The organism is Mesorhizobium sp. W067 (genome assembly GCF_054719525.1).
This window is the reverse complement of the sequence record NZ_JBTTII010000001.1, coordinates 505,772-518,208: the sequence shown is the minus strand read 5'-3', so window position 1 is coordinate 518,208 and position 12,437 is coordinate 505,772. Positions and strand designations below refer to the sequence as shown.

Genomic DNA, 12,437 nt, shown 5'->3' with positions numbered 1-12,437 from the left:
CATGCCGGCCAGTCGGCCACTCCGCTTCATATTGCTTGGCGCCGTTGCCCTGCTGATAGTGGGGACGGCGGCAAACGAGAGCGTCGACGAGCAGACGACCTCATCGATCCCGATGCCTGACATGCAAGATGGAGCGCAGACCGATGCGCCCTCCGCCAATATCGCCGTGCTGAAAAGCGGTCTCGACGCGTTGGCGACCGGCGATATCGCCGCGGCACGAGCGGTGCGCGAAACATTGCCGGCCAGTTCGCTGGACCGCCATATCCTGGCCTGGGCGATCGCGCTCTATGGCGGCGACCGTGTGCCGAGCAGCGAGATTGCCGATACCGCAAAGATGTTGCCGAATTGGCCGGGCACCATCGCTCTGCGCAAGAACAGCGAGCGCGCGCTTTATCGCGAAAACCCCTCGCCGCAGACCGTGGTGAAAGCCTTTGACGGCAGCCAGCCGCTGACCTTTCAAGGCGTGGTCATCCTTGCCCGTTCTTATGTAGCTCTTGGCAACACCAAGGCTGCGCTTTCCGTGCTGTCGCCATTCTGGCGCACCGAGAAGCTGGAAGCCAGGGACGAGGCGGCCGTCAGCAAGGAGTTTGGCGCCATCATTCCGGCTGCCGACCATCGTTTCCGCATGGAACGGATGTTTTATGCCGACCGGGAGAATTCGGCACTGCGGGTCGCAGCACTTGCCGGCGCGCAACCGCTGGCCGATGCCTGGGCCGCCGCCTCGCGTGGCGACAAGAACGCGGCCAAGCTGTTGAAAGCAGTGCCTGCCGCACAGCAATCGGCCGGCTATTTCTTCGCGCAAGCCGAATATCTGCGCAAGCAGCGGAAGTTTGCGGACGCCGCCGCGGTGATGATGAAAGCGCCAACGAACCGCGACGCGTTGGTCGATCCCGATGCCTGGTGGGTAGAACGCCGCGTGCTGTCGCGCGCGCTGGTCGATCAGAGCGACTGGAAGACCGCCTACAAGATCGTTGCCGCGCACGCCGCCGAAAGTCCCGCCAGCGCCGCCGAGGCTGAATTCCACGCCGGCTGGTATGCGCTGCGCGGCCTCAACGATCCTGCGACGGCCTCGACCCATTTTGCCCGCATCGCCGATCTCGCGCAGGGACCGATGTCGCTGTCACGCGCCTATTACTGGCTTGGCCGCGCGGCGGAAGTCGGCGGTCCCGGCAATGCGAAGGATTATTTCACCAAGGCGGCAGCCTATGGCACCACTTTCTACGGGCAGTTGGCGGCGGAACGGGTTGGCTTGCGCACGCTGAACATCGCCTATCCCGAGCCAAGCACTGTCGACCGCCAAAGCTTTGACGGCCGCGAAGCCGTCAGCGCCATCAAGCGGCTGCAGGAGGCGGGCTACGACCGCTATGCCGAGACGCTTTACCGCGACCTCGCCGGGCAGTTGACCAGCCCCGGCGAGCTGGCGCTGCTTGCCTTGCTGGCGGAAAAGCAGGGCAATCATTTCATGGCGCTGAAGATCGGCAAGATCGCCGGCGCGCGCGGCATCGATGTCGGCGCGCTGTCGCATCCGCTGGGCGTCATTCCCGACACCGCCGACATTTCCGGCTCGGGCAAGGCGCTGGCCTACGCGATCGCCCGCCAGGAAAGCGAATTCAATGTCGGCGCCGTCTCCAGCGCCGGCGCGCGCGGCCTGCTGCAGCTGATGCCGGGCACCGCCAAGCAATTGGCGAAGAAGGCAGGACTGAGCTTTTCCCAGGATCGGCTGACCAGCGATGCCGGCTACAATGCGACGTTGGGGGCTGCCTTCCTCGGCGAGCAGCTCGACCGCTTCGGCGGCTCCTATGTGCTGACCTTCGCCGGCTACAATGCCGGCCCCAACCGCGCCAGCCAATGGGTAGCCAAGTACGGCGACCCGCGCGGCAAGGGCATCGACGCCGTCGTCGACTGGATCGAGCGGATTCCCTACACCGAAACAAGAAGTTACGTGCAGCGCGTGATGGAGAATTACGAGGTCTACAAGATGCGTATTTCGGGGAAGTACGACATCGTTGGGGATTTGGTGAACGGGCGGGGTTGAGGCGGCAGAGCTGTCGCCATGGGCAGACGTTGGCGATCCTTCGCGCCCCCCTCTGGCCTGCCGGCCATCTCCCCCACGAGTGGGGAGATCAGCTGTCGTTGCCGATTTCGCCAATCTCCAACGTCGAAGGAAGGGCGTAGCGCCTGAACCGCCAATCTCCCCCCTCGTGGGGGAGATGTCCGGCAGGACAGAGGGGGGCGCTGTCCCTCCGACATTTCCAAGAGTGTCAGCTTGCCGACAACCCTCGATTTGACCGCTCCCACCCTCGCCTGTAGCAGACGGAGACAATCCGGCCAGGGAGTCCTTTCAATATGTCGAGCACCGACGGCTTTTCCGATTTCTTCTACACAGCGCCGGACGGCCTCAGACTTCACGCTCGCATCTACGGTGAGACAAACTCGGGAAACTGGCCGGTGGTCTGCCTGCCCGGCCTGACCCGCAACGCGCGCGACTTTCATGAGTTGGCGCTTTATTTGTCACAGCGGGCCGACAATCCGCGCAAGGTCATCGCCTTCGACTACCGTGGCCGCGGCCAGTCCGCTTACGACCCTGATATCGGCCACTACACTATCGCCATCGAGGCCGGCGATGTCCTCGCCGGGCTGGCTGCCCTGGACGTCGAGGAAGCGGCCTTCATCGGCACATCGCGTGGCGGACTGATCATCCACGTGCTCGGCGCGCTGCGGCCAGCCATACTGAAAGCCATAGTGCTGAACGACATCGGACCCGTGATCGAGGCCGCGGGGCTGGCCCATATCCAAACCTATCTCGACCCGGCACCGAAACCGAAGAGCCGCCATGAGGCGATCGATGCGCAACGCGTCGCGCACGGAGCGGATTTTCCCGCTCTGACCGCGGCGGATTGGGAGCGGATGGTGTCGGCCCTCTACCGCGAGACGGACGAAGGCCTCCTGTTGCCGGATTTCGACCCCCAACTGGTCGAGACGGTGGCGGGCCTCGACCTCAGCAAGCCGTTGCCGGATCTGTGGCCACAGTTCGAGGCGCTGGCGGCGATATCTTTGCTTGCCATTCGCGGCGCCAACTCGAAACTCTTGTCGGCCGACACACTCGACGAGATGCAAAAGCGTCATCCCGGCATGGAAGCGACCACCGTCGAGGGCCAAGGCCATGCCCCCTTCCTGGAGACAGGCAACCTGCCGGGCGCTATCGCGGCCTTCCTGGATGGAGTACTAAATACGGCCCAGGATAAGTAAACCCCAAGATCATATGATCCTGGGGTTGCCATGGCAGTATATGAAAGCCTTGGGTAACTATTTGGCTTTCGAGCTTTTCCGGGGCGTCTTGGGTGCCTTCGCAGCTGCCGCTTTGCTCTTTTGGGCAGGTGCCGGCACTGAGGCCGTGGTCAGCGGCGATGCGAAGGCGGAGTTTTTTCCATCGCCGGATAACCCCTCGCCGCGGGGCGTTTCCAGCACGACAACGCAGCCGTCGAGATCGTTGGTGGCCAGATGCGCATAGCGCATGGTCATCGAAAGCGTCTGGTGGCCGAGCCACATCTGCACGCGGCGGATGTCGATGCCGCCCTGGACCAGACGTGAGGCACAGGTGTGACGCAAGATATGCGGCACCACCTGGTCGTCGGCGCCGAGGCCGACTTCGGCCTTGGCATCGTTCCAGATGGCGCGAAACTGCGCCTGGCTAAGTTTGGTGAACGGGCCCTTGGGCCGGCGGCCCACTGACGGAGGCAGTTTGATGACCTCCTTGACCCGCTCGGTCATCGGGATGGTGCGGCTGCGGCCGGATTTGGTGATCCAGAACGAGACGCGGTGTTCCTGGATGTCGTTCCAGATCAGTCCGAGCGCCTCGCCGAGGCGGCAGCCGCTGTCGACAAGAAAGACCGAGAGACGGTAGGCATCTTCGCTGCGGGTCCTGATGGCGGCAAACAGCCTTGCTTCTTCGTCCCTTTCGAGGAAACGAATCCGTCCCGCCCGCTCCTTCTGGCGGCGGAACTCGGGCAGGCTGTGGATATCCCCCATCTTGTAAGCCTTGCGCAGCAGTTTGCTGAGGGCAGCCATCTTTCGATTGATGGTTGCGTTGCTGTTGCCGCGCTGGCGCAAGGTGCCGATAAGATTATCAAGGGTGCCCTGGTCAAAGGCGCTGAACCGTTCTCCGAGGAGAATCTCGTCTATTTCGCCGATGAAGGAGCTGACATTGTATTTATGTCGCCCGTCATCCCAGAGTATGTCTCGGTACGCTGAAAAAAGCTCTCCGACCCGGTGCGACTTTACTTCTCTGATCTTGTTGTAGCTGTATTTTATCTTAGCATTTTGAGAAGAGAACATTGAGAAATGTTCGGAGGGGTCACCCTCTTGTATCGCGTCGATGGTCATAAATTGCCACACCCCCGAGTGGATAGAGTCAGACCTACCCGCTTGGAAGCGTCCTTTCAAGAGATTTAATCACGCAGTTGTGAATTCATCCGCCCATCAGCGGATCCCACGAACTCACCCTACGGACTGTTCAGCTGCCGATTCCCCCTGTTCCTTCTGCTTGTCTTGACCCAGTCGCGAAACAAAACAGCCCGGGCGTTGAAACGCCCGGGCTGGTATTCATTTGTTTAAAGCCAGCCCTTAGAACGAGCGCTGGAAGCGGAGCATACCGCCAATCTGGCTCTCGTCGTCAGCATTGGTCCAGTTGTGATTCGCGCCAAAGGCATCGTCATCCAAACTGCCCGCATTGAGGTAGTCGACCTCGGCCGTGACAGTGAAGCCGGGAACCACATCGTAGGCGATGTTCGCTGCGATGCCGAGGTTCTCACCTTCGTCATACGAGACCTGGACGTTGAATGAGGTCTTCTCGTTGATGGTGTAGGTGCCACCACCCCAGACCGCCCAGTTGCCATCCCACTGCTTGTAGAAGCCGCGGCCACCAGCATTGAAGACATAGGACTGATCCGTCAGATTGTCGTCGGTGCCATAGCCGCCCATGATGAACAGCGACAGGTTCTGCATCGGGGTGATGTCCAAACGAACCTTGCCGGCGACTTCTTCATAGTTGCTGTCGTAAGCGATGACGCCGGTGATGGCGCCCCAGCCCTGCGTGTACTTCAGACCGCCTACAACATGCGGAACGTAGCTGTCGATGGTGCCTGCGCCGTAGCGCCCAAATACGCCCCCGCCCGAGCCTTCTTCAAGCGAGAGGACGGCCGAGAAGCCGTTGCCCGCATCGAAGTAGTACTGGATGACGTTGGTGTCGAAATCGCCATAGGGAACGAGCGTATCCTGGATGACGTTGCCGGCATAGCCGATGAACGTATTGAAGGCCGATTCGTCCTTACCGACGCGCAGGCCACCAAGCTGGATCCAGGCGAAGTTCAGCGAAGCACCGGTGTTGCCAGCAGGGTTGCCATATAGGGTGGCATAGCGATTGCCATTCTGGAAGTTGAAACGGGTCTCGGTGTAGGTCTTCAAGGTGCCGAGTTCGGTTTCCTGGCCGGTCCAGGTCTTCAGCGCGAAGCGGGCCTTCTTGCGCCAGGTGTCGTTCTCGCCGCCATCCTCTACATCACGGGTCCTCGCACCGTCGAACGAGCCGACGTCGCCACCACTGATGTCGTAACGGATATAGCCGCCGATGCGCAGGCAGGTTTCGGTGCCGGGGATGTAGAAATAGCCCGAGCCGTAAACGTCGCAGATCTTGACGTATTCAGCCGGTTCCGGCTCAGCGACGACGACGGCGTCGGCGGCGCGCGCACCGGAAACTGCGATCAAGGCCGCAGCGGAGCCGAGAAGAAGGCTCTTAATGTTCATTTTCTGACCTCCAGTCAAAAGTTAAAAAACGGGTCTGGGTATTCTTTGCTGAAGGACAGCGTTCCCTGCCCCATCCCCACTACCGAAAAAGATGCGCACCGCGCCGCTCCTTCGAAATCGACATTACCCATGAGGCGGCGGCGTTCAACCACGATCGTACCGGCGAAAGGGCTATGCGGGCGCTATCCCCATGCGTTGTTGCACAAATGACACGATTTGGCCTCAGTCAGAAAGCTCTCATTAACTATCGAAGGGCCCGCAAGCCTTTTCCAGCGCCGCGCAATGCGGCCGAATCTGGCGATGGCCGGCCAGAATTGCGGCCATGTCGCCGACTCGCCAGCCAGGAACCGCCGCAGAATCGCCGCATGCAAAAGGCGGCGCTGCGGCCGAATGCGGATTTTTCAACGATTATCGCGCCGGCTTGTTGATTGTGCCGGCGCTTTTCTCTATCCAGCGGCGCAACGGAGAGGTGGCCGAGTGGTCGAAGGCGCTCCCCTGCTAAGGGAGTAGAGGTCAAAAGCTTCTCGTGGGTTCGAATCCCATCCTCTCCGCCATCCTGCTTCGCTCTTCGAGCTTCGCAGGACAAGCCCAACCCTCAGCGCGAAGCAGGATGGCGGAGAGGATGCCCTCCGAAGCCTTGGCGTAGGAGGGCCGGACCGTGTGGTGTGCTACGTGCCGCACAGCGTAAGCCCAGAGAATCCCTTGCAAATTCGATTGGCAGTCCTGCTTCGCTCTTCGAGCTTCGCAGGACAAGCCCACCTCAGCGCGAAGCAGGATGGCGGAGAGGATGCCCTCCGAAGCCCCGGCAAAGGAGAGCAGCTCATGTGGTATGTGTATCTTCTGGAGAGTACGGCTGCGGAAGGCGAACGCTATATCGGCATAACGACGGACCTGAAACGGCGGCTTGTCGAGCACAATGCGGGGAAATCCAGCCATACATCCAAGTTTCTGCCGTGGCGGATCGTCACCTATATGGCCTTTTCGAACCAGGCCAAGGCAGCTTCATTCGAGCGCTATCTCAAATCCGGTTCAGGGCATGCTTTCGCCAACAAGCGCCTGTGGTGATGGCCGCATCACCTGCCGCAAAGGTCCATCTTTTCAATAACTTCAACAATAACAATTGATTACAGCGAAAACGCTTGTCGCCGGCTTGACTATCTTGTTCGATTCTGACTGGAGGTCAGAAAATGAACATTAAGAGCCTTCTTCTCGGCTCCGCTGCGGCCTTGATCGCAGTTTCCGGTGCGCGCGCCGCCGACGCCGTCGTCGTCGCCGAGCCGGAACCGGCTGAATACGTCAAGATTTGCGACGTTTACGGCTCGGGCTACTTCTACATTCCCGGCACCGAAACCTGCCTGCGCATCGGCGGCTATGTCCGTTACGACATCGGCGCCGGCGACGTCGGCTCGTTCGACGGTGCGAGGTCCTTCGACCATAAGGATGGCGACGAGCAGGATACCTTCTACAAGAACGCCCGTTTCACGCTGAAGACCTGGACCGGCCAGGAAACCGAACTCGGCACCTTGAAGACCTACACCGAGACCCGCTTCAACTTCGGCAACCGCAACGGCTACCCGTCGGCAGACGATCCGGCAACGGAAGCAGACGAGTTCAACTCCAACCCTGCCGGCAACAAGAACGTTTCGCTGAACTTCGCCTGGATCCAGCTCGGTGGCCTGCGCGTCGGTAAGGACGAATCGGCCTTCGACACGTTCATCGGCTACGCCGGCAACGTCCTTCAGGATACGCTCGTTCCCTACGGCGATTTCGATACCAACGTGGTCCAGTACTACTTCGATGCGGGCAACGGCTTCTCGGCTGTCGTCTCTCTCGAAGAGGGCTCGGGCTTCGACACGATCGACAGCTACGTTCCGCATGTCGTCGGCGGTCTGAAGTACACGCAGGGCTGGGGCGCCATCACCGGCGTCGTCGCGTACGACAGCAACTATGAAGAAGTCGCCGGCAAGGTGCGTTTGGACGTCACCCCGATGCAGAACCTGTCGCTGTTCATCATGGGCGGCTACGGCACCGACGACAATTTGACGGACTCGAGCTATGCGATCGACGCCGGCGGCCGCGGCTTCTACAAGCAGTGGGGCGGTAACTGGGCATTCTGGGGTGGCGGCACCTACACCATCAACGAGAAGACCTCGTTCAATGCCCAGGTCTCGTATGACGAATGGAAGAATCTCGGTGTTGCCGCCAACATCGCCTACGACGTTGTTCCCGGCTTCACGGTCACGGCCGAAGTCGACTACCTCAATGCAGGCAAGTTCGACGACGCCAATTTCTCCAACTTCACCAACGCCGACAAGAAGAGCAGCATTGGCGGCCTGCTGCGCTTCCAGCGCTCGTTCTAACAGGCAGAGCCTGGCTCAAAATCGAACCCGGCGGGCGCCGCCGGGTTTTTTGGTCCGTCGCGCCTTTTTCAGACGTTGCAGGTGTCGACCTTCTCAACGGCTGCCCAGATTGCCGGAAAGGCGACGCGGTGTGCTCATGATGTCTGGATTCCAGATTCAGATCAGATATGAGCCAAATCGCCGAGGGCCTCAATCAGCGGCTGGATCTCGCTTTCGTAGTTCTTCCACCGCTTGACGGACGACGTATAGATAGGCTGGCGGACCTGCCAATCGCTGTAGGTGTTTACAGAGCCCCCCCTGTCAAAAAAGCGCAAGCAGGCATCGTGCCAAGGCAGTCCGAGATAATCTATGAGCCGGCGCGACTGCTTCTCTTGATTTTCAATCAACGTCTCGTACCGGTTTTCAAAGATACGGCCCGGGAAAATCTTGTCCCAATGCCGCATCAGGCGATCGTACTCCCTGTAGTAAAGTCCCAGCGTCTCAAGATCGGCGCTATAGCTATGCGCCGTACTGAACTGCAGGACAAAGCAAGAGATGCAGTTGTCGATGGCGTCGCGGCGACAATGAATGACACGCGCATTGGGAAAAAGAATGCCAATCAGGCCGACCAACTCGAAATTATGCGGCATCTTGTCGACAATTCGAAGCGCATCGGGCGCTCGCTCGCGCAGGTAGGCAACGTGCTCCGCAGCCAGCATCGTCGACAACTCAGGCGTCATCAATGCGAGCGCTTCCCTGGGGTTTACGTCGGAACCATACCCAAGATCGATCCCATTCGATATGCGTCTAAGCTTGGTTAACTCTCCAGCGCCATGAACAGCGGGGTGGCTGGCGCAGATCTGCTCAGTCAGTGTTGTGCCCGAGCGGGGCATACCGACCACGAACACAGGGACCTCCGAGGTATTACCGCGAGCAGACCTTGAAGCCACCAGTTCCGGTGTAAAGGTTTCGATCAGGGCGTCGACCCAGCGACGGTAGGATTGCAGATCGAATCTCTGGCCGCCGGCCTGATTTCCTTTTTTGAAGTGATCCATCGCCTCCTTGTAGCGGCGGAGGTCGTTGAGCAGTTTTCCGGCGGCGTGATGAAGCGCCGGCGCCCCTTCCGATCCGTGGTGGGGGTCTTGAAGTTCCGTCAGGATCGCCTCAAGTTCTGGCGGCTCTTCGGCGAATTTGCGCGTGCGTACAAGCGCGTTGTAGGCAGCAGGTATCGCAATGCGTCGTTCTATTGCCTCTTTCAGATGAGTCGCGGCTTCGTCCATACGGCCGAGACTTGCCAGCGCGCGAGGCAACCCTAACCGGGCTGCGGGATGATCCCGATCGACCCTGAGCGCCTTCTCGTAGAGAGGCAGCGCCATTTCCCCCTTGTCAAACGAATTGTATGCATCACCCAAGGCGCAAAGCGCTTCCACAAGATCCGGCTTCAAAGCCAGTGCGTGCTGAATGTGTTTGATCGCCGGCGTAAACTCGCTGAGCCTCAAATAGGCTTGACCGAGGCTAAGGTGGTAGTAGGGATTTAGAGGCTCCTGCGCGATCGCCCGACCAAAATACCGCAGGACCTTCTCGTCGTCGTACCCGATGCCCAGCGTACCTAGTACGTAGAGGGCCAGTGGATGTTCGGGCGTTCTCGCCAGAACGCGATGACAGAGTTCTTCCGCCTCAGGCAATCGATTCTGTTGCTGGAACTCGAGCGCCTGCCTCAACAACATATCATTGGCCTGAGCGCGAGACGGAGCCGCCATTGCGGGCTGAAGTTTCGGTTGCCCAACCTTCGGCGGTGCGCCCTTCGGTGCTGGTTGGGTTTTAAGGTGCTTGGCCCAAGCGGGCGGCAATCGGTTGCTCATTCTATCTCGCTAGCAAAACGGATCGGCGAAATCCAGTGCGGCATTGTCATCTTGCGCCCAACATGCCTCCACGCTAGCAAGAAGGCCCATTTTCTCGTGAGCCTTTGCCATGCGCCAGCGCCCTGCCCTCACGCCGCTTGTCGGCGCGCTTCCCTCGACGGTGCCGTTTGTCGGACCGGAAGCGCAGGAGCGCGAGCGCGGACGTGCTTTTCGCGCCCGCATCGGCGCCAATGAAAGCAGCTTCGGGCCTTCGCCGCGCGTTATCGCCCGTATGGAGCGCGTCGCGCGTGACCAGTGGATGTATTGCGATCCCGACAATTACGAGCTGAAGCAGGCTGCGGCCGCCCATCTCGGCATCGGCGCCGAAAACGTCGTGGTCGGCGAAGGCATAGACGGGCTGCTTAGCCTGGTGGCGCGCATGTATGTCGCGCTTGGCGACGCGGTGGTCACCTCGCTCGGCGCCTATCCGACCTTCAACTTCCACGTTGCCGGCGTCGGCGGCCGGCTGGTCACGGTGCCTTACGAGAACGACAAGGAAAGTCTGGACGGACTGCTCAAGGCAGTTATCAAGGAGAAGGCGCCGCTGGTCTATCTCTCCAACCCGGACAATCCGATGGGCAGCTGGTGGGAAGCGAGCGAGATCATCGGCTTTATCGAAGCCTTGCCGGAAACCACCATGCTGGTGCTCGACGAGGCCTATTGCGAATTGGGGCCGGCCTCGGCGCTGCCGCCGATCGATGTCGCGCGGCCCAACGTCATCCGCATGCGCACCTTCTCCAAGGCCTATGGGCTGGCCGGCATACGCTGCGGCTATGCGGTGGCCGAGGCTGAGGTGATCCGCGATTTCGAGAAGATCCGCAACCATTACGGCGTCAGCCGCATGGCGCAGATCGCCGGCGTCGAGGCGCTGGCCGACCAGGCCTGGCTGCACAGCGTGGTGGCGCGGGTCGCGGCCGGCCGCACACGCATCGCCGGGATTGCGGAGACGAACGGCCTGAAGCCGCTGCCATCGGCGACCAATTTCGTCACCATCGACTGCGGCAAGGATGGCGTCTTCGCGCTCAAGGTGCTGCAAAATCTTTTGTCGCGCGACGTGTTCATTCGCAAACCGATGGCGCCAGGGCTCGACCGTTGCATAAGGGTCAGCGTCGGCCTCGATCATGAGCTCGACATCTTTGCCGAGGAACTGCCCGGCGCGCTCGCCGCGGCACGGGGAAACTAGACCGGCCGATTGCCGTCGCGACACGGCCTGCCAATGCCGCCAAAGGCCAAGACAGAACCAGCCGGGCCCCCGGCTTCCGTCGATCCAACAACAATCCAACCGTTCAAGGCTGTTGCTTTCGTCCGATCCCGCGCCAGTTCTTGAGCATGGGAGATAACGACCGGCAAAAGGCGGTGCAGGCGCGCATGCATGGTAAGGTGCAAGGCGTCGGCTACCGGATGTGGGCGCGACGCGAAGCGATAAGGCTTGGCCTCGTAGGTTGGGTACGCAATGAACGAGACGGCACGGTGACGGCCTCGATTGCCGGTGCCGATGCTGCGGTTTCCACAATGATCGAACGGCTCCGGCAAGGGCCAAGGGGAGCTTCGGTTTCGAGGGTCGAGATCGAAGAATTCGAACTCCTCGACGCGCCCATCGACTTTCGGATCATTGTCTAGACGGAACCACTTTATTGCCGCTTGAATTAATTGAACGTTCGTTTTATTACTAAATACCGGGAGACGATCATGGCACGCACAACGGGATCCGACGGCGAAAAAACTGAAGCGGCCATCCGCGAGGCAGCGGTCAGCCTGATCGCCCGCTTCGGCTATGAGGCGACGTCGATGCGGCAGCTTGCCGCCGAGGTCGGCGTCCAGGCGGCCGCGCTCTACCGCTATTTTCCGACCAAGGAAGACCTGCTGTTCACGCTGATGCGCGAACATATGGAAGGGCTGATCGAAGCGTGGGACGCCGCACGCCCCGACGCTGCCGATCCGGCAACGCGGCTTGCCGCCTATGTCGAAAACCACATCGCTTTCCACATCGAGCGCCGCCACTCCACCCATGTCTCGAACATGGAATTGCGCAGCCTGTCACATGACCGGCTGACGCAGATCCTTCGCATGCGCACCGCCTATGAGAAGGAGTTGCGCGCCATCCTGCGCGACGGCGCGGAGGCCGGCGCCTTCAGTGTCGATGACACCGGGCTCACTGCCATGGCGCTGATCCAGATGATGACCGGCGTCATCGTCTGGTTCCGGCCGGGCGAGCGGCTGTCGATGGCTGAAGTCACGGCGACATATCTTTCAATGACAATGCGCCTGGTTGGCGCGAACATAGACGGCAAGACTTACAGCGCCGCGCGTCCCTTCGGACGCGCAAATGACGCTGTAGCATTTTGATTTCGCGCATGATCCTTTCCGAAAATCAAAGTTGATTTCGGGGTCATGCGGC

General features: G+C 60.5%; 11 protein-coding genes and 1 tRNA gene. 9 read left to right on the top strand and 3 right to left on the bottom strand.

Going from position 1 to position 12,437, the window contains the following annotated elements:
- Position 1: 1 nt before the first annotated feature.
- Positions 2-2,035 (top strand): lytic transglycosylase domain-containing protein, encoded by a 2,034-nt coding sequence (locus ACYG97_RS02400; protein ID WP_023732001.1) that lies wholly within the window; start codon positions 2-4, stop codon positions 2,033-2,035.
- Between the two features lie 311 nt (positions 2,036-2,346).
- Entirely contained in the window at positions 2,347-3,249 is a 903-nt protein-coding gene (locus ACYG97_RS02395) for an alpha/beta fold hydrolase (protein ID WP_023732002.1), read from the top strand.
- Positions 3,250-3,306: 57 nt separating this feature from the next.
- Here the strand turns inward: ACYG97_RS02395 and ACYG97_RS02390 are convergent, their stop codons facing one another.
- On the bottom strand, positions 3,307-4,383 hold the full coding sequence (locus tag ACYG97_RS02390) for a tyrosine-type recombinase/integrase (RefSeq protein ID WP_023732003.1): 1,077 nt from the start codon (positions 4,381-4,383) through the stop codon (positions 3,307-3,309).
- Between the two features lie 240 nt (positions 4,384-4,623).
- The gene (locus ACYG97_RS02385) at positions 4,624-5,799 is read right to left on the bottom strand and encodes a porin (protein WP_023738562.1); all 1,176 of its coding nucleotides are present in this window, start codon (positions 5,797-5,799) and stop codon (positions 4,624-4,626) included.
- A gap of 322 nt (positions 5,800-6,121) precedes the next feature.
- Between ACYG97_RS02385 and ACYG97_RS02380 the strand changes: the two genes are divergently transcribed.
- The 4 genes from ACYG97_RS02380 (at position 6,122) to ACYG97_RS02365 (ending at position 8,159) form a co-directional block, all read left to right on the top strand.
- The gene (locus tag ACYG97_RS02380; RefSeq protein ID WP_084014292.1) at positions 6,122-6,301 is read left to right on the top strand and encodes a hypothetical protein; all 180 of its coding nucleotides are present in this window, start codon (positions 6,122-6,124) and stop codon (positions 6,299-6,301) included.
- Positions 6,263-6,353, top strand: a tRNA-Ser gene (locus tag ACYG97_RS02375). The genes ACYG97_RS02380 and ACYG97_RS02375 overlap by 39 nt, the downstream gene beginning before the upstream one ends.
- A 268-nt stretch (positions 6,354-6,621) precedes the next feature.
- On the top strand, positions 6,622-6,864 hold the full coding sequence (locus ACYG97_RS02370) for a GIY-YIG nuclease family protein (RefSeq protein ID WP_023670218.1): 243 nt from the start codon (positions 6,622-6,624) through the stop codon (positions 6,862-6,864).
- Positions 6,865-6,986: 122 nt separating this feature from the next.
- Positions 6,987-8,159, top strand: a complete 1,173-nt coding sequence (locus ACYG97_RS02365; RefSeq protein ID WP_023732005.1) for a porin — start codon at positions 6,987-6,989, stop codon at positions 8,157-8,159.
- Positions 8,160-8,320: 161 nt separating this feature from the next.
- On the opposite strand, the gene ACYG97_RS02360 is transcribed toward ACYG97_RS02365, so the two are convergent.
- Positions 8,321-10,000 (bottom strand): tetratricopeptide repeat-containing sulfotransferase family protein, encoded by a 1,680-nt coding sequence (locus ACYG97_RS02360; RefSeq protein ID WP_023732006.1) that lies wholly within the window; start codon positions 9,998-10,000, stop codon positions 8,321-8,323.
- A gap of 109 nt (positions 10,001-10,109) precedes the next feature.
- Here ACYG97_RS02360 and ACYG97_RS02355 point away from each other — a divergent pair, with 109 nt between their 5' ends.
- From ACYG97_RS02355 to ACYG97_RS02345, 3 genes are all read left to right on the top strand, one after another.
- On the top strand, positions 10,110-11,222 hold the full coding sequence (locus tag ACYG97_RS02355; RefSeq protein ID WP_023732007.1) for a pyridoxal phosphate-dependent aminotransferase: 1,113 nt from the start codon (positions 10,110-10,112) through the stop codon (positions 11,220-11,222).
- Positions 11,223-11,368: 146 nt separating this feature from the next.
- Positions 11,369-11,659 carry an acylphosphatase gene (locus tag ACYG97_RS02350; protein WP_023732008.1) on the top strand — a complete coding sequence of 97 codons (291 nt, stop codon included), beginning with the start codon at positions 11,369-11,371 and terminating at the stop codon, positions 11,657-11,659.
- Positions 11,660-11,728: 69 nt separating this feature from the next.
- Positions 11,729-12,385, top strand: coding sequence for a TetR/AcrR family transcriptional regulator (locus tag ACYG97_RS02345; protein WP_023732009.1), 657 nt, complete (start codon positions 11,729-11,731; stop codon positions 12,383-12,385).
- Positions 12,386-12,437 lie beyond the last annotated feature (52 nt).